This is a genomic window from Nocardia sp. NPDC003979, assembly GCF_053605015.1.
Genome location: NZ_JBSGIJ010000001.1, coordinates 464,904 through 488,645, shown reverse-complemented (window position 1 = coordinate 488,645; position 23,742 = coordinate 464,904). Strand labels below are relative to the sequence as shown.

The window sequence follows — 23,742 nt, the reverse complement described above, 5'->3', positions numbered from 1 at the left end:
CCGGACTCACCACGCCCCGCACTCTACGGGATTGCGCTTCGGTCGGCGCCGCCGGATTCGAGCACGAAAAAGGCGGTCGGACGGTACTGAGTACCATCCAACCGCCTTGGGTTCGGGCCGTCCCTCGCCTCTGGACTGACCGGAGGGTGCGGCGAAGGAGTGCCCGGAGGGAGGGAAGAGGTGAGGGTTTAGGCCCGAACCCCGCGGCGCCAGCCGCTTATGATCCTGCGGCGGCCTTGTCGCGGGCCTTGCGACGCGACAGGTCACGCGCCCGCTCGTTGGCACCGAGCACGACCTTGCGCACGCGGACCACCTCGGGGGTGACCTCGACGCACTCGTCGCCGGCACAGAACTCCATCGCCAGCTCGAGATCGAGCTGCAAGGGCTTGGCCATGGTCTCGAAGGTGTCCGCGGTCGCGCTGCGCATGTTGGTCAGCTTCTTCTCGCGGGTCACATTGATATCGAGATCCTCGGCACGCGGGTTGATGCCGACCACGTGGCCCTCGTAGGTCTCCGCGCCCGGTTCGACGAAGAACTGACCACGGTCGGCCAGCTGGATCATCGCGAACGGGGTGACGGTGCCCGCGCGGTCCGACACCAGCGAACCGGTGTGGCGGGCGCGGATCTCACCGGCCCACGGCGCGTACCCGTGGGAGACGGCGTTGGCGATGCCGGTGCCGCGGGTCTCGGTGAGGAACACGGTGCGGAAGCCGATCAGGCCACGCGACGGGACGATGAACTCCATGCGCACCCAGCCGGCGGCGTGGTTGCTCATCTGCACCATCTTGCCCTTGCGGGCGGCCAGCAGCTGGGTGATGGCACCCAGGTACTCGTCGGGGCAGTCGATGGTCAGCTCTTCGAACGGCTCGTGCACCTTGCCGTCGACCTGCTTGGTGACCACCTGCGGCTTGCCGACGGTGAGCTCGAAGCCCTCGCGGCGCATCTGCTCCACCAGGATGGCCAGCGCCAGCTCACCACGGCCCTGCACCTCCCAGGCGTCGGGACGGCCGATGTCGAGCACGCGCAGCGACACGTTGCCGATCAGTTCCTGATCCAGACGCGCCTTCACCATGCGGGCGGTGAGCTTGTGACCCTGCACCCGGCCGACCAGCGGCGAGGTGTTGGTGCCGATGACCACCGAGATGGCGGGCTCGTCGACCGAGATGCGCGGCAGCGCGGCCGGGTTCTCCACGTCGGCGAGGGTGTCGCCGATCATGATGTCGGAGATGCCCGCGATGGCGACGATGTCACCGGCCACGGCGACCTCACCGGGCTGGCGCTCCACACCGACGGTCTGCAGCAGCTCGGTGATCTTGACGGTCTTCACACCGTCGGCGTTGATCCAGGCCACGTTCTGGCCCTTGCGCAGCTCACCGCTGAAGATGCGAACCAGCGCGAGACGGCCGAGGAACGCCGACGCGTCGAGGTTGGTGACGTGGGCCTGCAGCGGGCCTTCCGGGTCGCCCTTGGGCGCCGGGATGTACTCCATGAGCACGTCGAACAGCGCGTCGAGGTTCTCGGCGGCGGGCGCCTGACCGTTCTCCGGCTGCTCCTTGGACGCCTTGCCCTCACGACCCGAGGCGTAGAGCACCGGCAGGTCGAGCGCGAGCTCGGCGGCTTCGGCGGCCTCGTCGTCGAGGTCCGAGGCCAGGTCGAGCAGTAGATCGTGCGACTCCTCGACGACCTCGGCGATGCGGGCGTCGGGGCGGTCGGTCTTGTTGACGACCAGGATCACCGGCAGCTTGGCCGCGAGCGCCTTGCGCAGCACGAAACGGGTCTGCGGGAGCGGACCCTCGGACGCGTCGACGAGCAGGACGACACCGTCGACCATGGAGAGGCCGCGTTCGACCTCACCACCGAAGTCGGCGTGGCCCGGGGTATCGATGACATTGATGACGGTGACGGAACCGTCGGGGTGGTGCCGATGGACGGCGGTGTTCTTCGCGAGAATGGTGATGCCCTTCTCGCGCTCGAGGTCACCGGAGTCCATGACTCGGTCGACCAGTTCGGCCCGCTCAGCGAACGCGCCCGACTGACGAAGCATGGCGTCGACCAGGGTCGTCTTGCCGTGGTCGACGTGGGCCACGATGGCGACGTTGCGGAAATCGCGTGTAGACGACACGCCTGGATCCTCCTGCTGTTGATGTATTTGGCACGCATGAATCTTGCTCGCGGCCTGTTCCAGACTACCGGTACCGAAGTGGCGGGCACGTGTCAGCCTTTGTACTTAGGGTAAGCTAACCCGCGTGGGCAAGGTAAAGGCGAAGAAGGTTTCGAGCCTCAAGCCGAAGAAAAAGTGCTGCCGGAAGAAGACGCGCTGCTTCAAATGCCCCGTCGTCATCATGCGTATGAAGAAGGCCGAAGCCGCCGGTCTGAGCGGTAAAGATCTCAAAAAGGCCCTGAAACAGGCGCGCGCCGCCTGAGCAGCCGACGACGGGCGATGCGCCCTGCCCGGATGAGGCGTAGAACTGCAGTTATGGGTAATCCGCTGCTCTCCGACCCCGAGATCACCATCGCCCTGGCCACACTGCCGGACTGGTCGCGCGAAGGCGACTCCATCACCCGGACGGTGAAAGCCCCGAGTTTCCTCGACGGCATCGAACTCGTCCGCAAGGTCGCCACCGCGGCCGAGCAGGCCGATCATCATCCCGACATCGATATCCGTTGGCGCACAATCCGTTTCACGCTCAGCACACATTCGGCGGGCGGGCTCACCGGGCAGGACACCGCGATGGCGCACGTGATCGACGACATCGTCGCGGGCTGAGTCAGCCCGCCCGAACCTCCACCGCACGACGGCCACGCACCTGCGCGGCGAGCGTGTCGCGCCCGTGCCACACCAGCCAGCCGAGCAGCACGAACACCCCGATCACATCCACCGCGCCGAGCCAGGCCAGCACCCACGGACGCGGGATCTCCCAGATCGTCGGCTGCGCGAACGACAGCACCCACGGCACGCCGACCAGCATCGTCAGCACCCAGAAGCCCACGAGCACGCGCGCCATCCGCTCGGCCTTCAGCGGGCCGTAGAGCAGCCACAACACAGTGGGGATCAGCCACACCCAGTGGTGCGACCAGGAGATCGGCGAGATCATCAGGCCGAACAGCTGCACGAGCACCAGGGTGCCGAGCCGGTCGTCGGGGCCGAGGGTGCGCCACGCCAGGAACGCCAGTACGGCGGTGACGAGCACGCCCGCGATCCACCACGGACCCGAACCCACGTCGTAGCCGAGGATGCGGCTCAACGCGCCACGCAACGACTGATTCCAGACCGAACCCACCGGGCCGATCCGGTCGGCGTCACCGAGGAGCGTGCCGAAATAGCGCTTCGCCTCGTGCGCATTGATGAGAAAACTCACAGCGACCGTGAGGCCGAACGCCGCCGCCGACCACACCACCGTCGCCCACCGACGCCGCGCCACGAAATAGAGGCCGGTGATCGCGGGCGTCAATTTGATCCCCGCGATCACACCGACGAGCCCACCGGAGACCCACCACCGCGAGCTGCGCACCGCGAGCATCGCGCCGAACACCAGGAACACATTCACCTGGCCGTAGTCGATGGTGGTGCGCACCGGCTCGAGCCACACCCCGAGCGCGGTCCAGCCGACCGCGGCGGTGACCCACTTCGTTTCCCGCGCCGTCTCCTTACCGAGCAGCAGTTCGAAACTGATCGCGATCACGCCGTAGAGCGCGGCGACAGTCGCCAGCATCCAGCCGACCGCGACCACCGGGAACGGCAGGTAGTGCAGGGGGAAGAAGACCAGCGCGGCGAACGGCGGATACGTGAACGGGAGCGGGAAGTCGGGTGTCTTCTCCGCGTAGGTGAAGTCGTAGAGACGATCGGTGAGCAGCGAAGCCGAACCATCGACGTACACGTGCAGGTCGACGACGTTGAGCCCGTTGGGCGCGAACAGCATCCAGGCCAGCCGGGCGAGCACGGACAGTCCGAGCAGCGCGAGAGCCCATCGGAGGTGTCGGTTCAAGGCCGTGCTTTCGGTCGTATGAAATGGCGCGTACGCGGTGCCAGATCACAATAGTTTGGCGGCTGGCGCCGCAGGTTTTCGGCCCTGGCGGGCCTCGATTCTTCACTCCTCCGCTCAGTCGCTTCGCTCCTTCGCTCCGTCGCTCCAGAATCGAGGCGGGCCGAAAACCGGATCCAGTGACGCTCCTGCGCGACACCGCTGGTCACAGTTGCATCAACATCCCCACGTGTAACACTTCACAGGGCTAGCTTCGATGCAGAGTATTTTCGGCCGGGATGCGTGTACGGGCCCGGCGGCTGTACAACACGGCAGCGTTGTCCTTAGAGTGACCCCGTCATGGGGACCGACAACCCTCGCCCATCGCAACACCGAGGTAAGGACGGCTGGACAAGTGCTTCGTAGCCGAGCATCGCGGATCGCAACGACCGCTCTCGCCCTCGCGGCAGGCGCCATGCTCGCCGTGCCCGCGTCGACAACGGCCGCGCCCGCCGCGCAGGCGGCCCCGGTCAGCGTGCCGATGGTGCCCGAGGGCGTCCCGGTCGACGCGCTCGCCGCTTTCGCGCCCGCTGTGACCGGCCTGATCGCCGGTCCCGCCGATGTCGCGAGCCCGCAGACCGCCCTGCTGGATCAGGCGCGGGTCCTGCTGGCGACCATGAATCTGCCGCCCGCCATCAAGGCGACGCTGGAGCGGATCATCACCTTCCTCGACGGCAGCGGCGGCGGTGGCCCCGACATCCCCGAGAACGGCCCGGTCATCGCGCAGTTCCTGTACCCGACCATCGGCAAGGCGTGCATCGGTGACGGTGCCGACTCGGTCGGCACCGCGCTCGCGGTCCCCGGTCCGGCGCAGCTGCCCCCGCCCGGCCCCGCCGCCGGCCAGGCCGGTTTCGTGTTCACCGCGCTCGGCACCAAGGCGCCGACCGCCGAACAGAACCCGCCGATGACGGTGCAGTGGCTCAATCTCGATACCCGTCAGTCGGGCGTGCAGACGCTCACCGACGAGGCGAAGATCAACCCCGGTGGGCCCGCCACGCTGTCGACCATCGCCAACACCGGTCACGGCCGGGTGGTCGCGGTGATCTCCGGGTCGCTGACCACCGCCGCCGAAGGCGCCGCCCCGCGCACCTGCAACTTCATGCCGACCCTCGGGTTCTTCACCGTGTAGGTAGGCAGAGCTCGAGCCCGGTCCCGTTCTCGCGAACGGCGCCGGGCTCGAGTTGTTTCAGGGGGTCACCACTGGCCGTAGTCCGAGGCCAGCACGGTGTTCACGTCGACGCCCACGCCGTCGATGGCGCGCTTGTCGATCTCGAACTGGTGCAGATGGGCGTTGTCGTGCACGAAACCTCTCGGGGTGCCCCAATTGTGCTGCCAGAACCAGGAACCGAGACCCGCGGCGAGGGCGCGGTCGATGGTCGGTGTGTTGGCATAGATGCCGACCAGGTCGGGGCCGAGCACCGACTGCCAGCCCTCGATGTAGGGCGCGATCATCTCGTCGAACTCCTGCTCGGAGGGGTTGTCGTCGATCGAGGCGTAGATCGGGGCGGTGTCCGGGCCGCCTGCGGCCGAGTGCAGTTCCCAGCCGCGTTCGGCATGTTGCTTGCCCGCTTCGAGGCCACCGCGCCAATCGGCGGTCGGGCCCTTGCCGAACTGATAGTTCGACACGATCGACAACCCGTGCGCCCACAGGTCTTCCACCTCACCGGGCAGCAACGGTTTGCCCGCCATCCACTCCGCACCCGGCCTGCGGTCGGAGACGTAGCGGATCACGCCGATGTGGCCCGCGGCCTTGATCGCCGCGGCCGAGGGGACGCCCGCCGCGTAGTCGACCAGGGTGCCGTAGGACTGTGCCGCGGCAGGCGTGGCAGCCAGTCCGAGGCCGAGAGTTGTCGCGGCGGCGGCGAATCCGAAGAACTCTCGCCGGGTGACCGGAACAGAACGCATGACAGGACTCCTTCGCGCAACCCGACCACAACCGGCAAGCGAGCCCGGCGCGTCAACCCCGTACGCGCCGGGAGCCTAGAACGTGCGACTCATTTCACCACAGCTAACACCGGCACCGCTAGACCCAGTAATCACAGCAGCACCATCGGTCACAGCTCAGGTGGCGCCGTCGATAGCGGCGCCGACGTCGATGGTCCGGCCCGACGGGTCGGCGAGCTCGGTGCTCACCACCGCGACGACCTGGGCCATCACCTGTTTCTTGATGCCTGCCAGCCGGGCGAGCGTCGCGGCGCGCAAACCCTTGGCGGTGAATTCCATCGAGATGTCCTCGATGGCGGGCGGCGGCACCTCGATCACGATCTGCAGCGGTTCGGCGGCGCGCGCCGTGAGGACCAGGGGAATCTCGAGGTCGGCGCGGTAGTGGTTGGCCTTGAGCACGTCGACGGTGATGTCGAGGCCGACCGGCAGGGTCATGTCGAACACCCGCAGCTCGCCGGGCACGGCCGCGCCGCGCTCGACCACCCGCGGCTGCTCGATCGCGCCACGCACGGTCACCGTCGCCGCGCCGCGCGGGCCCTCCGACAGCGGTCCGATCGCGATCTCCCCGCCCGCCATCTGAGCGACCACGCTGTGCACGCGGTCGCGGGTGACGATCTGGGTGAAGAAGCGCAGACCGAATTCGCGGTGGTCGATCCAGTCGAACACGGTGTCGTTGCGGTGCGGGGAGCGGTAACCGTCGAGGATGGCCTCGATGTCGAACACGCGCTCGGCTCGTGCCTTGGGATCGCTGATGATGGCGTTGACCCGGCCCGCGACCTCGCGCTGAACGAGGCCCGCGATGGGGTCGAGCAGCATTTCCCATGCGGTGTCGATGGCCTCGGCACGCAGGGTGAAACTCACGTCCTTGGCCGTCACCGTGCCGACGTCCATGACGAGGAGCAATGGTGCGGCGGTGCGTGCGTGCAGGGTGAGGGCGATCTCGACGAGGGCGGCCACGCCGAGTTTGCGGCCACCGAGAATCAGGTTCACCGCGAGTTTCAGGGGGACCTTCACACCGAAGGTGAGCGCGTCGCCGGGATTGCGGGTGACCACCGGGGTGCCGAGGGTGCCTTCGGCGGCGAAACCGGCCAATCCCGCCGGTCCGAGGGAGAACGGACCGATCTGCACACCACGCCCGGTCATGCCCGCGACGGCGGCGGCGATCCGGTCCTCGGTCACCGCGTACCTGACGAATCGCTCGCCGAAATCGGCGTACTCGATCCGCTTCGGGTCACGACGTGCTTCTCCGGTCACCTTCACACGCACATCGAACACGGTACGTGATCGGAGTGCGCGGTCAGGTGTCGGCGCAACTCCCCCGTCCTGCCGATGAGGGGGAAGCAGGACGGAGGGGTCGGCTGCGACGCTGCCGGGCGCCGCGTGGTCCATCGTACGTGCACCGGCCCGGTCGTGCCGCGTCGGTGGGGTCGGTTACCTTGCGCGACAGTAACTTTCAGAATCGTCCGTACCCCACGAGGTCGGGCGTTTCGCTCACCTTGATGGTGCGGATCCGGATGGTGCCCATCTCGTTGCCACCGATGGTGGTGATCGCGTCGCCCTCGGCCTTCAACACGATGTTGGTGTGCTGACCGAGCGGGCTGTCGGGGCCGTAGAGCACCACGTCGCCCATGCGCGGCCGGTAACCCACGTCGGGACGGGTGAACCGGCCGACGGTCTCGTAGTACTCCTGCAGCGTGTACACCCCCGGGATACGCCAGGAACCGGAGTTCGGATTGCTCAGGGGCCTGCCCGCTTCGCGCATGGTCCAGCTGACGAAGTCGGCGCACCACGCCTCCTTCACACCCTCGGCGTACTTGGGTCCGTCACCTGGCTTCTCGTATTCGCGGCGCAACACGTCTACCAGCGCGATCTGCTGTTCGTCGAGGTGTTCGCTGTCCAGGGCCGGGAACGGCTCACCCCAGTCGTGCTGCCACCACACCAGCCCGGCGACCAGCACCGCCGTGGCCGCGAGCACGCCGGAGATACCCAGGATCCATCTGGAACCGCGCCCGGTCCGCTCGGTCTGCAGCTGCGTCATCGCCCCCCGCTTTCATCGGTCTCTGCTTCATTAGACGAATCGCGAGGGCCGACGGTTCCCTGTATACGGAAGAATCTCGCGGCGTGGTCCCGGAGCGGACGCGGGTCGTGATCACCGGGTGGACCCCTGCGCCACCCGGGTATCGACGCCTCGAGAGTCGACGGCGCTCTCGGCGCGCGCGAGAACCACGCGTGCCGTCCCCTCCGGCGACCGTTCCGCTCCGGAACTACTGATGGGCAGCCCGGCGCTGCCCCGCCCGGCTGTGAGAATTTTCGCGAACGCCGTACGGTCGGTCAAGCTAGACGACTGTCCCAGTTTGTCCCACCGCAGGAAAGAGGACCGCGACGTGGAAGACCCGCACCTGGCGATCGCCAGGTACCTGCGCGAACGTCGCGAGGCGGCCGGCCTCACCCGCGTCGCACTCAGCGCGCGGGCCGGCATCTCCCCCGCCCTGATCCAGAAGATCGAACAGGGTTCGCGCACACCGACCCTCGAGGCGCTCACCGCGCTGTTCGACGCGCTCGACGTGCCCGCCCTTTTCCGCGATCACCTGGTGTCGCTGTCGCTGGCCGACCGCTACGGCAGCCCGGCGGCCGACATCCCGAGCGACATCCCCACCGCCGATCTCGTGCTGCTCGACTCGATCTCGTATCCGGCCAGCCTGCAGATGTACACGACCTACGATGTGGTCGCCACGAATTCGGCCTGGAATCGGTACTTTCCCGGCCTCGACACCAGCACCACGCTGCTGGAATGGATGCTGCTCGACCCGCGTTCCCGCGAGGTGATGCTCGACTGGGACAAGCAGGTTCACCTGTGCGTCTACGGATTCCGGGTGATGAGTCCCGGCGTCGTGCCCAAGGAGCGGATCGACCGGCTCTTCGCGGCCTGTGCGGTCGCCGAGGAATGGGAACGGTTCTGGACCACCGAGCCCGACGTGCCCTCCCACCTCGACCGGCCGGTGCAGCGGTTCCGGCACCCCGAGACCGGCGCTGCCGTAGCGATGACCATGCAGGTGCACGACTCGATCGTGCCCCGGCGGGAATGGTCGCTCGTCACCTTCTGCCCGCTTCTCGACGGCTCCGCCCGAGACGCCGCAAACCAGTAGCTGCTCGAGTTAAGCTGCGGCCGTGGCCACGCAACGGACAGCGCGCCCAGGCTGGTTGGCCTGGGACAACTACTTCGTCGGCGTCGTCGGGCTGGTACTCGGACTGTGCTTCGGTACCTGCGCGGCGCTGATCGCCGGCCCCGGCCGCAACCTCGCCGCGATCATCCTGGTCGTCCTCGCGGGACTGTGCGTGCTGCCCGCGTTGTTGCGCGCGATCGCCGAACTCAGCGTGTGGGTGCGGCTCGCGGTGCTCGTGATCGGTTTCGCCCTGCTGCTACCCGCGATCCTGGTGAGCCCCGATGTGCGCGACTGGGCCGCCGAACGCTGGGAAAAGGCCTGGAAGTAGGTGGCCTACCGCAGGTTTCCCTGCGGCAGCGACAGCAGGAACCGCAGGGCGTTGTTCAAGAACTGCGACGACTGCCAGGCGAAGTAGCCGCCCGCGGCACCGGTATCCGAGGAGCCCGCCGCCGAACCCGTCGCCAGGTTCGCCGAGCCGGTGGCCGACCCGGTCGCCAGATCGGCCGACCCGCTCGCCGAACCCGAGCCCGGTAGCGCGGCCGCCTGGCCCGCCGAACCGAGCACCCCGATCGTCACCGCCGCCGCGACCAACGCGACTCGAACGGCATAGGGCTTGGACGTTTCACGACCGGACAACATCTGATGAATCCCACTCTCCGAAAACAACTGCGAAAGCCCAGTATTCACACCTGAGCGCGGCATCAAACCCGATTCGCCGGGATTACCCGATCTCCCGCGCGAGTTCCCATACTCCGTCATGCGGCGCGGGTCTGACAGACCACGGATATCGGGGCAGATCGTTGTGCGTTGTCCCAAAGGTTCACGGCGGCAAGGCGGTCGGATCGGGGTGCAACCAACTGCCACGCGGGTTCGGTCTTCAACAGCTGGCAACACACAACCGCCGCACCGGCTCAGGGCGGTGCGGCGGTTGGGTGCTGCGGTGCGGTAGTCGAGCGGCAGCCAGCCGTCGCCGCTACGGCCTTCGCCGGATTCTAACGGCGGGCGGAGCGCTCGCGGACGGCGGATGCCGTTGTGGCGGTGGTCTTTTCGACGAGGTCGGCGAGGTCGGCGGCTGCGGAGGGAAGCGGGCGGCGCTTGCCGTTGGTCAGCTCCGAACCGCGTTCGCGGGCTAGTTCGGCGGCGTGCTTGCCACGGATCTTGGCTTCTTCACCGCGTTCACGGGCAACCTCGGCGGCGTACTTACCGCGGATCTTGGCCTCTTTGCGCGCGAGCTTGGCGGCGCGCTTGCCGCGCACCTTGGCTTCCTCGCCACGTTCCCGGGCGACTTCGGCCGCCTCCGCGCCACGTTCGCGCGCGATCTCGGCCCGTTCCCTGGCGACCTCGGCCAACTGCGCCCCGCGCTCTTTGGCGATCTCGACCAGGTGCGAGCTTCGACCGCGCGCCTCGTCGGCCACCTCCGGCCCCCGGTCGCGGGCGACCTCCGCGAGGTGCGCACCACGTTCGCGGGCGGCTTCGGCGATCTGCGGGCCGCGTTCCCTGGCCAGCTCGGCCAATTGCTCGCTGCGGGCGCGAGCCAGCTCCGCCAGCTGGGGGCCACGTTCCTTGGCGACCTCGGCAAGCTGCGATCCGCGCGTCTTGGCGGCGTCGAGGACAACCACTCCTTCGTCGCGCACCTGCTCGGCCAGGCTAGGGCTGCGATCCATCAGCTTGTGCGCGGCACGGCGACCCCGCCAGCCCAGCGACGGCTTGCCCTCGGTGTCGGCCGCCGCGATCATCAGGCCGCCGAGCAGGCCGAGGTCCTTCAGGAACCCCGCCCGCTTCACCGCCTTGCGATCGGGGTCGGACTCGGACCAGAAGTCCTGTTCGGTGACGGTGCCCGGGACGACGGTCGCGGCGAGCAGGAAGGCGGCGGGCCGGGGTGCGCGACCGCTCGCCAGCAGCAGACCACCGGCCACCTGCACCATCGCGTTGATCTGCACCATCTTGCCGGGGTCGTCGGGGACCTTGGCGGCCAGCGCGTCGGGCAGGCTGTCGCGCCCCTTGTCGGCAAGGGCGGCGGCCGCCTCGGCACGCGGCTTCGGATTCATCAAACCGTTCACTCCGGTGGCGATGAACGTCGTCCCCAGCAGTGTGCGGGCAATGCGGCGGACAGGCCTGATCGGCATGGTCGGGTCCCTTCGTCTGGCTTGTCGGTTCCTCGCTTCCCGCCTTACCCTGTCCCCCGCCGCACAAACGAACAACAGACCGGCCGCCCTGTTTCGCGTTGGTACGGTCGCATCGTGGTTGATGACACCGTCCGCACGGCCTACAGCGACTTGCACGAGCTCTACATCGAGGTCTGCGGCTTTCCCGCCGCCGTCGATCCCGAGGACTCCGCCTTCGTCCTCCGCCACCTCACCGAGGGCCCCGTCCTCGACCTCGGCTGCGGGCCGGGGCATTTCACACACATCCTCACCGAGGCGGGTATCGCGGCCGAGGGCCTCGACATGGTCCCCGAATTCATCGAGCATGCCCGCGCGACCTACCCCGGGATTCCGTTCGAGGTCGGCTCGATTCGCGCCGTGGACGCGCCGGACGAATCCGTGGCCGGCTTGCTCTCGTGGTTTTCCCTCATCCACCTGCCGCCGGACGAAATCCCTGGCGTGCTGGCGGAACTCCGGCGAATCCTTCGCCCCGGGGGTCGGCTCGTCGTCGGCTTCTTCACCGACGAAACCGCTGTCGAACCGTTTCCGCACAAGGTGACAACCGCCTACCGCTGGCCCGTCGACACCTTCGCCGCAGCCCTGTCCGCGGCAGGGTTCGCCGAACTCGACCGCCTCACCCCACCTGCTTCCGACACCTCGCGCCCCTATGGAGCCCTGGCGGTCACACCTAGGTGGTGAACGCGGACCCCCGTGTACAGCGCCAAAGCCCCGTCTCCGGCACCGTCACCCTCAGCTGGCAGGTCTCATCCCCGCCGGCCGGACCGCCGCCTGCGACATGTCCGTCGAGAACAGCGCCGATACCAGCGGCACCTACCGCGAATTCGACTACACGGCGATCGGCGGCTCACCCAACTATCAGGGCCGCTGGGTCAGCGACTCCTTCCAAACCGCAGCCCCTGCGGGCAGCACCGCCTACGGCAACGTGAACTGCACCTTCCTCGATCCCGGCACCGGACAGGCGAGGGTCGGGTACTGGCAGGGCTCGACCCGGGTCAAACTCCCGGTGAGGACGATCGTCCCGGCGGTTCCGCCCGGCGGTGCAGTGGGCTGATCGTCCAGAACGCTATGACTACGCGGCCGGCGTCGGCTCGTCCCTGGTCCACAGAATGGCCTGAGCCACGATCACCCGTTCACCGTTGAAGGTGGCGGCCGGCCCACCGTAGAGCTCGTAGCCCATATCCAGCGCGTCACTGACTCGCTGACAGAAAGTCGCGTCGTCCGGGCCGGTCAGCAAGCGATAACGAGGTAAGCGTTCCACAGCCCTGGCAACGCTGGATGTCGAACCGGAATTCCACGGCTACACCGCTGCTGTTGCCCGGGCGGACAGCGGTGCCGGTTCATCGGCGGTCAGGTTCAGATCGAGTGCGGCGAGGTTCTCCTCGAGATGCCCGATGGTCGTGGTTCCGGGGACGGGGAGCACGTTGGGCCCGGGATCACGCCGATGGTCAGTGCACCGCAGACCAGACCGGTCGCGGCGGCCGGCGGCGCGGCGCCATTGCGTTCACCGAACCACCCCGACCGGCTCCTGATCGATGATCACACCTTCGTACTAGCCGAGTGGCAGACGATCGCGCGCGCCAGCCTCGACCAGTTCACGCGCTGCCTGCAGCACCCCTACGCGGGGTGGGTCTATCTCAGCCCGCCTGCTCTCCTCGAACCCGGCGAGGGCACCGGCCGCTATCGACGCGGCACCACCACCTTGTTCACCGACGAGACCGGGGCCTCCCGCATCGTCGCGCCGGACCTCGCGCTCGCCGTGGTAGACGAGGTGGAACGGCGGACTGAACTGGTTCGCGCGGCGGCGGGCGAGCACTATGCGGCCGACGCGAACGGGGCGCTTTCAGCGTCGAACGCGCGAGCGGCCAGTCTGCCGATCGCGGCGGCTACCTGGCCGGGTTGCTCGAGGATCACCGAGTGCCCCGCACCGTCGATCAGCACCAGATCCGAGTAGTCGACGGCGGCGGCCATCGCGATCGAATGCGACGGCGGGGTCATCAGGTCGGCGGATCCGCACAGCACGAAGGTCGGGATACCCGACAGGACGGCGAGCGCGTCGGTGCGGTCGAAGGCCTTGAAGGCGCCGAGGAAACTCGCCATCGTCACGATCGGGGTCGCGTTGTGCATGGCTCGAGCCAGGGTGAGCACGCGCGGGTCGACCGTTCGGTCACCGAATTCCGCAGCCCGCACGATCGGTGCGAAAACCTTGCAGGCCAGCAGTTTCGCCCGCTGCATGAGTCGCGGTGCGCGCCGAACCGAGGCCTGGAACACCGCGATGAGCGGGTTGCGCAGGAGACGGCCGAAACCGGCATCGGCCAGTCCGCGCGCCGCGGTCGCGATGAGCCCCACACCGACGATCCGCGTGCCGATCTCCTCGCGATACCGGCTCACGTAGGTCAGCACGGTCATCCCGCCCATCGAATGGCCGACCAGCACCACAGGGCCGGTCGGGGCGACGGCTTCGAGCACGTCGTGGAGGTCGTCACCGAGCTGTTCGAGGTTGTAGGTGTGCCGCGGCGCCACACCGGAATCACCGTGCCCCCGGTGGTCGTAGCACACGACGCGAGCCCGCGGGTGCTCGCGCACCAGCGCATCCCGGACATCGGTCCACGACTCGCTGCGCAGGCAATGCCCGTGCACCAGCACGATCGTCAACTCGGCACCGGGCCGCCCGTACTCGTGAACCGCGAGCCCCACACCGTCCCCGGCCGACACCGTCCCACACCGCTCCACCGAGCTGCTGTTCAAGCTGATGTTCGACATCCAAGCCTCCGGTCCACGTCAGTGACACCATCAACTCTGCGCCGCCGCGGCCCCGATCATCAGTGCCCCGAGTGCTGAGCCCGCTCCCCCGAGGGTGAACCGATCCCCACCATGGTGGGCACCCCCTATCGGCAGGGCCCAAGCGGAATTCCAATACGCCGCCGTCGGTGGCTCGCCCAACCGACCGGCGGCCACACTATGGGACACGACTCGCCCGACGAACGACTCCCTACTCTTCTCGACCCCGTATCGGAGCAAAGGGATGTGACCGATAGCGACCTGGCATTGATCGGTGCGGCGTTGCTGACGACCGGTCGACCTCGGTCCGGATCACACGTTGAAGCGGAACTCGACGACGTCGCCGTCGGCCATGATGTAGTCCTTGCCTTCCATGCGGACCTTGCCCGCGGCTTTGGCGGCGGCCATGGAGCCTGCTTCGACCAGGTCGTCGAAGGCGACGATTTCGGCTTTGATGAAGCCGCGTTCGAAGTCGGTGTGGATGACGCCTGCGGCCTTGGGGGCTGTGTCGCCCTGGTGGATGGTCCAGGCTCGGGCTTCCTTGGGGCCTGCGGTGAGGTAGGTCTGCAGGCCGAGGGTGTGGAAGCCGGCGCGGGCGAGGGCGTGCAGGCCGGGTTCGGTCTGGCCGATGGATTCCAGGAGCTCGAGGGCGGATTCGTCGTCGAGTTCGAGGAGTTCGGCTTCGACCTTGGCGTCGAGGAAGACGGCGTCGGCGGGGGCAACGGCGGCCTTCAGTTCGGCGACCTTGGCCTCGTCGGTGAGGACGGATTCGTCGGCGTTGAAGACGTAGAGGAAGGGCTTGACGGTGAGCAGCGACAGCTCACGCAGCAGCTCGGCGTCGATCTTCTTGCCCGCCGCGAACAGGGTGGTGCCCTCGTTGAGGAATCCCTCGGCCACCTTGGCGGCGTCGAGCAGGGGCTTGCGGTCCTTCTTGACGCGGGCTTCCTTCTCGAGGCGCGGGATGGCCTTCTCGAGGGTCTGCAGGTCGGCGAGGATGAGCTCGGTCTCGATGACCTCGATGTCGGCGGCGGCGTCGACCCGGCCGTCGACGTGGATCACGTCGTCGTCGGCGAATACGCGGACCACCTGGCAGATGGCGTCGGCCTCACGGATGTTGGCGAGGAACTTGTTGCCCAGGCCCGCGCCTTCGGAGGCGCCCTTCACGATGCCCGCGATGTCGACGAACGACACGACGGCGGGCACGATCCGCTCGGAGCCGAAGATCTCGGCAAGCTTGTCGAGCCGCTTGTCCGGCAACGGGACCACGCCGACGTTGGGTTCGATGGTCGCGAACGGGTAGTTCGCGGCCAGCACGTCGTTCTTGGTCAGCGCGTTGAACAGGGTCGACTTTCCGACATTGGGCAGGCCGACGATTCCGAGGGTGAGGCTCACAAGGATCAGAGTCTACGGGTCTGCCCCTACGCCGCGACCCCGCCCCGGCAGACCTTGTCTCGCACGGACATGGGTAACTCGCCGGGTACGGGCTCACTCGCCTCATCCGCTGCCGCCGGCCGCCGAGGACAATCTCCACGCACCTGGATCAGGCCAGCGTCGCGGGGAGGCGGAACAGCGACCAGCTCAGGGAACGAGGACGACCTTGCCCAGGTTGGTGCGCTGCTCGATGACGGCGTGGGCGGCGGCCGCGTCGTCGAGGGCGAACTCGGCGTGCACGACGGGGTGCAGCAGACCGGACGCGTAGTGCTGCCAGACCTCCTGGCGCAGGTCCTCGTAGCGGGCGGGGTCGCGCTGGGCGAGGCGGCCGATGCGGAAACCGGTGAGGGTCTTGCCGCCCGCGAGCAGGTCTTCGGTGTCGATCGCGCCGCTGCTGCCGTAGGTGACGGCACGGCCGCCCTCGGCGAGGCCGGTGAGAGTGTTGCCGAGGTCGCTGCCGCCGACACCGTCGAGGGCGTAGTCGGCCTGCTTGCCACAGTGCAGCTGGTCGTAGGTGTAGACCTCGTCGGCGCCGAGTTCACGGACGAAGCCGGCTTTGCTCTCGTCGGAGACCGCGGCGACCACCCAGCTCGCGCCGCGCACACGGGCCAGCTGCACCGCGAGGTGGCCGACTCCGCCCGCGGCGGCGGTGACCAGTGCGGTCTCGCCTTCGCGCGGGGCGACGGTGTCGAGTGCGCCGAGGGCGACGAGCCCGCTGCGCATCAGGGCGACGGCGTCGACGGCGGAGGCGCCGTCGGGGATCGCGGAGGCCTGGTCGACCGAGAGGAGCACGTATTCGGCGTAGGCGTCGGCGTCACAGACGCCGACCACGCGATAGCCGTCGCTGTACCCGTCGACCCCGTCACCGACGGCGACGACCTCACCGGCCACTTCGGCCCGCAACGGCTGCGCCACGCTGATCCGCCGGATCGCCGACAGGGTGACCCCGATCGCCTCCACCCGGACCAGCAGCTCACCGGCACCGGGCACCGGCACCTCGGCCGCGACGACCTCGAGCACCTCCGGACCACTGCTGCGCTCGTACTGAACCCGCCGCATGACACCTCCTACAGAATTGGACGAAGGCGCAAGATTAACCGGCTGACCTCGTGTTTCCACACGCCCGGAATCACCGAGTGCGATATCTCACCGCACACGCCGAGACACGGAGAGCACCTTCTCGATTCGGTTACCCCACCCAGAGCACTCAGACGCGTGCTCAACAACACACTCCGCGAGGCGAAGCGCAGGCCTCGCATCCCACCTTTGCCGCCGCTGATTCGAGCGCACCATCTGTCGACCGGCCCCGCGGTCACCAGGTCCGGCATTCTGCTTCGCCGCCCGTGGACGCACGGCCCGAGCAGGTCCTCGTCCGTCGGCGGCGGCGGATGCGGCTCGCCGAGGCGAACTCGAGATCGCGGGCGCCATCGGGGCGATCCCGACGTCGATCGTTCTGGCCGCCACTTCAGCCCCGGCGTAGCGTGACTGGCATGGAGGCGACCACGGAGGTGGTGACCGCAGCCCCCGCGCCGGTTCTGGCCGCGTTCATCGACCGGTACGTGGGCTACCGCATGACGGGCTACGAACCGGGATTGCACCGCGGTCTGCCCTCGCGACACATGACGTTCATCGTGGCCGCGGGCCCACCGATCGAAGTCGTCGAACAGACCGATCGGCGTCAATCACCCGGCAGTTACCGCTGCGTCCTGAGCGGACTACAAGCCGCCCCGGCGATGATCGCGCACACCGGTTTCCAGGAAGGTGTGGCCATCGAGCTCACCCCGCTCGGCAGTCGTGTGCTGTTCGGGATGCCCGCGAGTGAGATGTGGGATGTGACGATCGAATGTTCGCAAGCGCGAAGGTCTTTGGGCGATCAGCTCGCCGATGCTGTGCACGCGCACGATGATTGGCCGAGCAGGTTCGCCGCCTGCGACCGGGCGCTCACAGCGGCGGCCCGCACCGAATCGGTCCCCGGCGCCGAATTGACCTGGGCCTGGCGCACTCTCGTCGGCACGGGCGGCACCTGCCCGATCAACCCCCTCGCCGAACGCATCGGCTGGAGCAGACAACACCTCACCCGCAAGTTCACCGCCGAATTCGGCGCGAGCCCGAAACTGGCCGCGCGGATCATCCGATTCGAACGCGCCAGCCGCATGCTCGCCAACACGCCGTCGTATGTCTCGATCGCCCAGATCGCGGCCACTTGCGGCTACTACGACCAGGCGCACCTGAATCGCGACTTCGCCGAACTGGCGGGTGTGGCGCCGACAGCATGGCTGGCCGAGGAGATTCCATCCGTCCAAGACCCGGGGGCGGCCGAAGCGCGAGGCTGAGGACATGACTACTTCCACCGACACCCGCAGCACGATCTGGCCGTGTCTGGCCTTCACCGACGCCCGCGCCATGATCGAATTCCTCACCACCGCCTTCGGTTTCGAGGCGACCGCCGTCTACGCCCGCGACGACGACCCGTCGATCGTCGAACACGGCGAACTGCGCTGGCCCGAAGGCGGCGGCATCATGTTCGGCTCCACCGGCCGCGACGACGACTCCCCCTTCTGCACCCGACCACCCGGCGTCGCCAACATCTACCTCGTCACCGACAACCCCGACGCCCTCCACACCCGCGCCACCACCGCGGGAGCGACCATCATCCGCGGACTCCGCGACGAGGACTACGGCTCCCGAGGCTTCAGCGCCCAAGACCCCGAAGGCAACCTCTGGAGTTTCGGCACCTACAGCGGTGAGTAAATCCGCTCCCTAACCCGCACGACCCGACCTCGAGGAGGGTCCGCCGCGCAGCGGCGGTCGGCGGCCGTCCCGACGATCAGGTGCCGTTGCGTAGGCGACGAAGGAGCAAGCAACGGTGCCTGATCGTCGGGACTTGCGGGGCCGCCGACTCGAGCGCGCCAGCGCTCCAGGGACATAAGCTATCCCCATGCTTGCCGAAAAGGCCGCCGAGGCTATCGCCGAACGTACGGGAGTGCCGCGTCATCGCGTGGCCGTGGTGCTCGGATCGGGGTGGCAGCAGGCCGCGGCCGAGATCGGTGCGCCGCACGCCTCGATCGCCATGCCGGAGCTGCCCGGCTTCGGCAGGCCGAGCGCGCAGGGGCACGGCGGGATGGTGCACTCGGTCACCGTCAACGACAACAATGTGCTGCTGCTGATGGGCCGTCAGCACCTGTACGAGGGCTACACGCCTCAGCAGGTGGTGCACCCGGTGTCGGCGGCGATCGCGGCCGGTGCGGAGATCGTGCTGCTCACCAATGCCGCGGGCGGGATCAGGGGCGGGCTGCGGGTGGGCGAACCGGTCCTCATCGCCGACCACCTGAACCTCACCGCCCGCACCCCGCTGGAGGGGGCACGGTTCGTCGACCTGGTCGACGCTTGGGATCCCGAATTGCGCACGCTGGCAAAGGAACTCGACCCCTCGCTCGGTGAAGGGGTGTACGCCGGACTGCTCGGGCCGCAGTACGAGACACCCGCCGAGATCCGCATGCTTGCCACCCTCGGCGCCGACCTGGTCGGAATGTCGACGGTGCTCGAGGCCATCGAAGCCCGCTCACGCGGGGCGCGCGTGCTCGGCATCTCGCTGGTCACCAACCTGGCCGCCGGGGTCACCGGTCAACATCTGTCGCATGCCGAGGTGCTGGCCGAGGGGCAGGCCGCCGCGCCCCGGCTCGGCAAACTGCTGCGCGGCATCCTGGAGCGGGTGTAGATGCTGCGCTTCGGGACCGCGGGCCTGCGTGGCCCGTTGCGTGAGGGACCGGACGGGATGAACGTGACCACCGTGTCGCGGGCGACCGCGGGCCTGGCCGACTGGTTGCGGGCGCGGTGTCTCGGCGGTGGTGCGGTGGTGGTAGGGCGCGACGCGAGGCACGGTTCCGCCGAATTCGCGACCGCGACAGCCGAGATCTTCACGGCCGCGGGCTTTCCCGTGACCCTCTTGCCCGAGCCCGTGCCGACGCCGGTGGTGGCGTTCGCGGTGCGTGAGCTGGGTGCGGTGGCGGGCGTGCAGATCACCGCCTCACACAATCCCCCCGCCGACAACGGGTACAAGGTGTATCTCGACGGTGGCTCGCAGCTCATCGCACCGGCCGATACCGAGATCGAGCAGTACATCGAGAAGGTCGTCGAACCCGTTGAGCGGGCGCCTGTTTCACCGTCCGGGGCTGAGCTGGTCGACCGGTACCTGGCGCGCGTCGCCGAACTGCCTCGTGTGCTGGGCGGCCCTGGGGAGCGGGCCGAGGTGCGGATCGCTTTGACGGCCATGCACGGTGTGGGCGGCGACCTCGCCGTGCGGGCGCTGCACGCCGCGGGTTTCACCGACGTGCACGTGGTGGACGAACAGTTCGCCCCCGACCCCGACTTCCCCACCGTCGCCTTTCCCAATCCCGAGGAGCCCGGAGCGTCCGATCTGCTGCTCGCGCTGGCCGAGCGGGTCGGCGCCGACGTGGCGATCGCCCTGGATCCCGACGCCGACCGGTGCGCCGCCGGCGTGCCGGGGCCGGACGGCTGGCGCATGCTGCGCGGTGACGAAACCGGTGTGCTGCTGGCCGATTACGTGCTGCGCACCGCTTCCGACGACCCGCTGGTCGCCACGACAATCGTTTCCTCGCGCCTGCTCTCGAAGCTGGCGGCCGCCCGTTCGGCCCGCTACGCCGAGACCCTCACCGGCTTCAAATGGCTGGCCAGGGCGGGTGACGGCCTCGTGTACGCCTACGAGGAAGCCATCGGCCACTGCGTCGACCCGTCGAAGGTCCGCGACAAGGACGGTATCTCCGCCGCGGTGGCCGCCGCGGACCTGGTCGCCCTGTCGAAGGCGCAGAACCGCACCCTCCTCGACGAACTCGATTCCTACGCGGTCGAATTCGGCCTCCACGCAGGCGATCAAGTGTCGCTGCGCCTACCCGACCAGGCCGCGGCAACAACCCTCGCCGCCGCCCTGCGCACGAACCCACCCGTCGAGATCGCGGGCACACCGGTGAAATTCACCGATCAGGCCCAGGTCCGCGGCCGAATGCGCACCGACGCCCTGATCTTCGAGGCCGACGACTTCCGCATCGTCGTCCGGCCGTCGGGTACCGAACCCAAACTCAAGTGCTACCTGGAAGTCTTCGCCCCTGTCCCCGACCCGGCGGCCCTGCCGACAGCCCGCGCCGCCGCCAGAATCCGTCTCGACGAACTCGCCCACTTCTGCCGAGCGCTCAGTCCTGCTTGAACATCGAATCGCTTCGAGCTTCCGACATCTGCGACAGGCAGCGCCGCACTGTCCTGATGCCCACGAAATCCGGTCGGTGGTAAGCCGATTCAGCGGGGGCCGAATTGGCGGTCGCCCGCGTCGCCGAGGCCGGGGACGATGTAGGCGTGTTCGTTGAGTTTCTCGTCGACGACGGCGGTGACGAGGCGGACGGGAAGGCCCGAGTCGGACAGGGCGGCAACGCCTTCGGGGGCGGCTACGACGCAGACGGCGGTGATGTCGGTGGCGCCGCGGGCGACGAGGAGTTCCAGGGTGTGGATCATCGAGCCGCCGGTGGCGAGCATGGGGTCGAGGACGAAGACGGGGAGGTCGGTCAGGTCGGTCGGCAGGGATTCCAGGTACGGGACGGGCTGGTGGGTTTCCTCGTCGCGGGCGATGCCGACGAAACCGACGCGGGCCTGTGGCACGAGATCGGCGGCGGCGTAGACCATGCCGAGTCCCGCGCGCAGGACCGGGACGAGCAGCGGTGGGGCGGCCAGGCGGACACCGTCGGTGACGGCGACCGGCGTGTTGATCGGTTCGCGGACGACGGGCGCGTCACGCAGGGCCTCGTACATCAAAATGCCCGTGAGGTCGGCCAATGCGTTGCGGAAGGTGGCGTTGTCGGTGCGGGCGTCTCGCATCGTGCTCAGCAGAGTGGCGGCGAGCGGATGGTCGACGGTGTCGGTGCGCATGAAAAAACGATAGGGTCACCAACGCGCTTCCGGTGCGTCCGCTGGGGAAATTTCGCGGAAGAGGGAACCGAACGCGGAGCCGGTGCGTCGAATCAGGTGAATGACGTACTCTGCCCGGGAACTCGAGGATTGGGGGAAGTTCGATGGTAAAGATGTCGGCCGATGCCGAGGGCATCGTCGCCTATAGTGCGACCGCCGGAACCATGTCCACCGAATTCGCCACGGCGGCGGCCGCATCGGTGGCATCGAACCCGGCTCTGCTCGGCCCGGTGATGGGACTCATCGGCGGCGATTTCGTCACCGCCTACGCCGCCGCCCAGGCCGGTCACGTCGCCGCGATCGCCCAGCTCTCGGCCGTGATGGCCAGCATGGGCACCGCAACGGCAGGCGCCGCCACCACCCTCGTCGACACCGACACGGGCAATGCCGCCGCCATCGAATCGGCAGCGGGCGAACTCGCATGATCGACCTCAGCGGACTGGCTCAACCCCTGTACGACCTGCTGTCCAGCTTCGGTAGCGGTGTCCTCGGTACCGGCGGCGCGTCCGACGGCCTGCGCAGCACCTCCGCCGAGATCGACCAGATCTACCAGCTCGGCCGCACCGGCATCAATGCGGTGAACACCGCCTGGGACGGTCTGGCCGTCGACGCGGTCACCTCGAAGGCGCTGCGCGTGCAGACCTCCTCGGCCACCCTGTCCGACACCGGCAACGAGATGGCCACCGTGGTCGACCAGGCCGCCGCGTATGTGCAGACCGGGCAGAAGGAACTCGACGGGATCGTCAACTCCTTCCTCACCGAGGTCTCCGCGCTCAGCCCGGTACTGGCCACCCCGGCGGGCCTCACCGCCGTCGTCGCCTCGGCGATCGACCACATCGGCCAGGGCATGGGCGTGGTCGGGCGGGTGCAGGACGAACTCGGCACCCAGACCGCCGCCATCAAGGAACTCACCCCGGCACCGTCGAGCACGCCCCTCGCCAACACCGCCAACCTGTCGACGTCGGCCGCTTCCACGCTGCTGTCCACCGCGACGAGCGCGGGCGGTTCGATGCTGAGCGCGGTGTCGTCGGGCCTGTCGACGGCCATGGGCGGCGGCGACTCGAGCAGTTCGGGCGGGACGAGCACGGGCAACTCGACCAACAACGGCAAGACCTCCACCCCCACCGGCTCGTCCACGGGCTCCACCGGCACCGGCGTCAAGGTCACCCTGCCCGACGGCAGCGTGGTCGAAGCCCCCAACGAGGAGGCCGCCACGGCCGTGCGCTCGGCCATCGGCGCGGTCGGCACCCCGTACGTGTGGGGCGGCAACGACCCGGGCTCGGGCATCGACTGCAGTGGGCTCACCAAGTACGCCTACGGCGAGGCCGGGGTGGAGCTGCCCCGCCTCGCCCAGGAACAGCACATCGGACACCCACAGGTGTCACCCGGTGACCTGATGCCCGGTGACCTGGCCGTATGGGACGGCCACGTCGCCATGGTCGTCGGCAACGGGCAGCTCGTCGAGGCGGGCGACCCGGTCTCGATCAGTTCGATCCGAACGGAGAACAGTGGCATGGAGTTCTACGGCTTCTACAGGCCTACCTCATGAGCGAAACCCCGATCCCCGAGGTTCCCAATGTGGAGACCGCGGTCAGCACCAACCGGTCGGGCACCATCTCGGTGCGTGCGACCAGCATGGGGCTGCCGATCGCGCTCAAGTTCGAGCGCAGCGAATACCAGTACGGCGCGCAGGCCCTGGCCGATGAGATCCTTCGCCTGACCAGGCGTTCGACCATCGCAGCCGCCGCGCGCCTGCGCGAGGTGTACAGCGAGCAGGCAGGCATTCCCGATGCCCTGCTCGACAAGATGAACCTGCCGACCCGGCGTCAGGCCGTCGACGAGCTCGACCGCATCGACGACGCCGACACCGGTCAGACGAGCTGGATGAGGCCCCTGTGAGCGCGGAAATGGACGCCCTCGTCGCGGGCGTGACCGAGAAACTCGAGGCTCTCGAGGCGGCGCTGTACGGGTTGAAGCAGGTCAACGGCAAGTTCACCACCGAGGACGGGCTGGTCACCGCCGAGGTGAACAGCGACGGCGCGCTGGTCGATCTGCGCCTGGACGAGGGCATCACCGCCCTGCCGCCGGCGGAGGCCGCGCAGCTGATCCTGTCGGCGTGCAGACAGGCCACCGAGACCGCGGGCGAAGCACGCTCCAACATCATTGCGACACTGAACGAATCGCTCACCGGCGGCACTGCACACCCGCCGGGGGAATTAGCACCCGGGCCGGATAGTGCGCGGCGCTGAAGCTCGATAGGCTTCG

At 68.4% G+C, this 23,742-nt stretch carries 28 protein-coding genes; 15 read left to right on the top strand and 13 right to left on the bottom strand.

All coding sequences use genetic code 11. The annotated features are described in order from the left end of the window. Nucleotides 1-217: 217 nt before the first annotated feature. Nucleotides 218-2,122, bottom strand: a complete 1,905-nt coding sequence (gene typA, locus ACWEVR_RS02075; protein ID WP_452465455.1) for a translational GTPase TypA — start codon at nucleotides 2,120-2,122, stop codon at nucleotides 218-220. Between the two features lie 124 nt (nucleotides 2,123-2,246). Here typA and ACWEVR_RS02070 point away from each other — a divergent pair, with 124 nt between their 5' ends. Continuing rightward, on the top strand, nucleotides 2,247-2,423 hold the full coding sequence (locus ACWEVR_RS02070; RefSeq protein ID WP_166655726.1) for a hypothetical protein: 177 nt from the start codon (nucleotides 2,247-2,249) through the stop codon (nucleotides 2,421-2,423). A 53-nt stretch (nucleotides 2,424-2,476) separates the two neighbouring features. Then, entirely contained in the window at nucleotides 2,477-2,767 is a 291-nt protein-coding gene (locus tag ACWEVR_RS02065; RefSeq protein ID WP_452465454.1) for a 4a-hydroxytetrahydrobiopterin dehydratase, read from the top strand. Between the two features lies 1 nt (nucleotide 2,768). Here the strand turns inward: ACWEVR_RS02065 and ACWEVR_RS02060 are convergent, their stop codons facing one another. Further along, a complete protein-coding gene (locus tag ACWEVR_RS02060; protein ID WP_452465453.1) occupies nucleotides 2,769-3,986 on the bottom strand; it encodes a mannosyltransferase in 1,218 nt (405 codons plus the stop codon). Nucleotides 3,987-4,377: 391 nt separating this feature from the next. Between ACWEVR_RS02060 and ACWEVR_RS02055 the strand changes: the two genes are divergently transcribed. Then, on the top strand, nucleotides 4,378-5,151 hold the full coding sequence (locus tag ACWEVR_RS02055) for an Rv1157c family protein (protein ID WP_067485726.1): 774 nt from the start codon (nucleotides 4,378-4,380) through the stop codon (nucleotides 5,149-5,151). A gap of 65 nt (nucleotides 5,152-5,216) precedes the next feature. Here ACWEVR_RS02055 and ACWEVR_RS02050 read toward each other — a convergent pair whose 3' ends face one another. The 3 genes from ACWEVR_RS02050 to ACWEVR_RS02040 all read right to left on the bottom strand — a co-directional run bounded on the left by ACWEVR_RS02050 (nucleotide 5,217) and on the right by ACWEVR_RS02040 (nucleotide 8,004). Beyond that, a complete protein-coding gene (locus tag ACWEVR_RS02050) occupies nucleotides 5,217-5,927 on the bottom strand; it encodes a DUF1906 domain-containing protein (RefSeq protein WP_452465452.1) in 711 nt (236 codons plus the stop codon). 156 nt (nucleotides 5,928-6,083) lie between these two features. Beyond that, nucleotides 6,084-7,232, bottom strand: coding sequence for a hypothetical protein (locus tag ACWEVR_RS02045; RefSeq protein WP_245655276.1), 1,149 nt, complete (start codon nucleotides 7,230-7,232; stop codon nucleotides 6,084-6,086). 187 nt (nucleotides 7,233-7,419) lie between these two features. Then, nucleotides 7,420-8,004 carry a CHAP domain-containing protein gene (locus ACWEVR_RS02040; RefSeq protein WP_452465451.1) on the bottom strand — a complete coding sequence of 195 codons (585 nt, stop codon included), beginning with the start codon at nucleotides 8,002-8,004 and terminating at the stop codon, nucleotides 7,420-7,422. 346 nt (nucleotides 8,005-8,350) lie between these two features. Between ACWEVR_RS02040 and ACWEVR_RS02035 the strand changes: the two genes are divergently transcribed. Both ACWEVR_RS02035 and ACWEVR_RS02030 read left to right on the top strand, forming a co-directional pair. Then, nucleotides 8,351-9,112, top strand: coding sequence for a helix-turn-helix domain-containing protein (locus ACWEVR_RS02035; protein ID WP_452465450.1), 762 nt, complete (start codon nucleotides 8,351-8,353; stop codon nucleotides 9,110-9,112). Between the two features lie 22 nt (nucleotides 9,113-9,134). Further along, complete coding sequence (locus ACWEVR_RS02030; protein WP_452465449.1) at nucleotides 9,135-9,458, top strand: hypothetical protein; 324 nt, start codon at nucleotides 9,135-9,137, stop codon at nucleotides 9,456-9,458. Nucleotides 9,459-9,463: 5 nt separating this feature from the next. Here the strand turns inward: ACWEVR_RS02030 and ACWEVR_RS02025 are convergent, their stop codons facing one another. Together ACWEVR_RS02025 and ACWEVR_RS02020 are read right to left on the bottom strand one after the other, a co-directional pair. After that, nucleotides 9,464-9,769, bottom strand: coding sequence for a hypothetical protein (locus ACWEVR_RS02025; protein ID WP_452465448.1), 306 nt, complete (start codon nucleotides 9,767-9,769; stop codon nucleotides 9,464-9,466). A 353-nt stretch (nucleotides 9,770-10,122) separates the two neighbouring features. Further along, on the bottom strand, nucleotides 10,123-11,256 hold the full coding sequence (locus ACWEVR_RS02020) for a DoxX family membrane protein (protein WP_452465447.1): 1,134 nt from the start codon (nucleotides 11,254-11,256) through the stop codon (nucleotides 10,123-10,125). Nucleotides 11,257-11,370: 114 nt separating this feature from the next. On the opposite strand from ACWEVR_RS02020, the gene ACWEVR_RS02015 reads away from it, so the two are divergent. Both ACWEVR_RS02015 and ACWEVR_RS02010 read left to right on the top strand, forming a co-directional pair. Continuing rightward, nucleotides 11,371-11,973, top strand: coding sequence for a class I SAM-dependent methyltransferase (locus tag ACWEVR_RS02015; RefSeq protein ID WP_452465446.1), 603 nt, complete (start codon nucleotides 11,371-11,373; stop codon nucleotides 11,971-11,973). A gap of 97 nt (nucleotides 11,974-12,070) precedes the next feature. Then, a complete protein-coding gene (locus ACWEVR_RS02010) occupies nucleotides 12,071-12,346 on the top strand; it encodes a hypothetical protein (protein ID WP_452465445.1) in 276 nt (91 codons plus the stop codon). 18 nt (nucleotides 12,347-12,364) lie between these two features. Here the strand turns inward: ACWEVR_RS02010 and ACWEVR_RS02005 are convergent, their stop codons facing one another. From ACWEVR_RS02005 to ACWEVR_RS01985, 5 genes are all read right to left on the bottom strand, one after another. Beyond that, on the bottom strand, nucleotides 12,365-12,553 hold the full coding sequence (locus ACWEVR_RS02005; RefSeq protein ID WP_452465444.1) for a DUF1737 domain-containing protein: 189 nt from the start codon (nucleotides 12,551-12,553) through the stop codon (nucleotides 12,365-12,367). Nucleotides 12,554-12,592: 39 nt separating this feature from the next. Further along, a complete protein-coding gene (locus ACWEVR_RS02000; RefSeq protein ID WP_452465443.1) occupies nucleotides 12,593-12,715 on the bottom strand; it encodes a hypothetical protein in 123 nt (40 codons plus the stop codon). Between the two features lie 392 nt (nucleotides 12,716-13,107). Beyond that, nucleotides 13,108-14,055 carry an alpha/beta fold hydrolase gene (locus ACWEVR_RS01995; protein WP_452465442.1) on the bottom strand — a complete coding sequence of 316 codons (948 nt, stop codon included), beginning with the start codon at nucleotides 14,053-14,055 and terminating at the stop codon, nucleotides 13,108-13,110. Between the two features lie 330 nt (nucleotides 14,056-14,385). Continuing rightward, the gene (gene ychF, locus ACWEVR_RS01990; protein ID WP_452465441.1) at nucleotides 14,386-15,465 is read right to left on the bottom strand and encodes a redox-regulated ATPase YchF; all 1,080 of its coding nucleotides are present in this window, start codon (nucleotides 15,463-15,465) and stop codon (nucleotides 14,386-14,388) included. A gap of 186 nt (nucleotides 15,466-15,651) precedes the next feature. Beyond that, on the bottom strand, nucleotides 15,652-16,563 hold the full coding sequence (locus ACWEVR_RS01985; protein WP_452465440.1) for a quinone oxidoreductase family protein: 912 nt from the start codon (nucleotides 16,561-16,563) through the stop codon (nucleotides 15,652-15,654). A gap of 431 nt (nucleotides 16,564-16,994) precedes the next feature. Between ACWEVR_RS01985 and ACWEVR_RS01980 the strand changes: the two genes are divergently transcribed. The 4 genes from ACWEVR_RS01980 (at nucleotide 16,995) to ACWEVR_RS01965 (ending at nucleotide 20,725) form a co-directional block, all read left to right on the top strand. Continuing rightward, complete coding sequence (locus ACWEVR_RS01980; protein WP_452465439.1) at nucleotides 16,995-17,837, top strand: helix-turn-helix domain-containing protein; 843 nt, start codon at nucleotides 16,995-16,997, stop codon at nucleotides 17,835-17,837. 4 nt (nucleotides 17,838-17,841) lie between these two features. After that, on the top strand, nucleotides 17,842-18,255 hold the full coding sequence (locus tag ACWEVR_RS01975; RefSeq protein WP_452465438.1) for a VOC family protein: 414 nt from the start codon (nucleotides 17,842-17,844) through the stop codon (nucleotides 18,253-18,255). Nucleotides 18,256-18,442: 187 nt separating this feature from the next. Then, on the top strand, nucleotides 18,443-19,222 hold the full coding sequence (locus ACWEVR_RS01970) for a purine-nucleoside phosphorylase (RefSeq protein ID WP_357146987.1): 780 nt from the start codon (nucleotides 18,443-18,445) through the stop codon (nucleotides 19,220-19,222). Beyond that, entirely contained in the window at nucleotides 19,223-20,725 is a 1,503-nt protein-coding gene (locus ACWEVR_RS01965; RefSeq protein WP_452465437.1) for a phospho-sugar mutase, read from the top strand. It abuts the gene before it with no gap. Between the two features lie 89 nt (nucleotides 20,726-20,814). On the opposite strand, the gene upp is transcribed toward ACWEVR_RS01965, so the two are convergent. Next, the gene (upp, locus tag ACWEVR_RS01960; protein WP_067641384.1) at nucleotides 20,815-21,438 is read right to left on the bottom strand and encodes a uracil phosphoribosyltransferase; all 624 of its coding nucleotides are present in this window, start codon (nucleotides 21,436-21,438) and stop codon (nucleotides 20,815-20,817) included. 143 nt (nucleotides 21,439-21,581) lie between these two features. Between upp and ACWEVR_RS01955 the strand changes: the two genes are divergently transcribed. From ACWEVR_RS01955 to ACWEVR_RS01940, 4 genes are read left to right on the top strand one after another with little or no spacing between them, the layout of a single operon-like run. Continuing rightward, nucleotides 21,582-21,902, top strand: coding sequence for a hypothetical protein (locus tag ACWEVR_RS01955; RefSeq protein ID WP_067490775.1), 321 nt, complete (start codon nucleotides 21,582-21,584; stop codon nucleotides 21,900-21,902). Continuing rightward, a complete protein-coding gene (locus tag ACWEVR_RS01950) occupies nucleotides 21,899-23,026 on the top strand; it encodes a C40 family peptidase (protein WP_067490777.1) in 1,128 nt (375 codons plus the stop codon). Before ACWEVR_RS01955 ends, ACWEVR_RS01950 begins: the two co-directional genes overlap by 4 nt. Beyond that, complete coding sequence (locus tag ACWEVR_RS01945) at nucleotides 23,023-23,376, top strand: hypothetical protein (RefSeq protein WP_067490779.1); 354 nt, start codon at nucleotides 23,023-23,025, stop codon at nucleotides 23,374-23,376. The genes ACWEVR_RS01950 and ACWEVR_RS01945 overlap by 4 nt, the downstream gene beginning before the upstream one ends. Then, a complete protein-coding gene (locus tag ACWEVR_RS01940; RefSeq protein WP_166655760.1) occupies nucleotides 23,373-23,726 on the top strand; it encodes a YbaB/EbfC family nucleoid-associated protein in 354 nt (117 codons plus the stop codon). The genes ACWEVR_RS01945 and ACWEVR_RS01940 overlap by 4 nt, the downstream gene beginning before the upstream one ends. Nucleotides 23,727-23,742 lie beyond the last annotated feature (16 nt).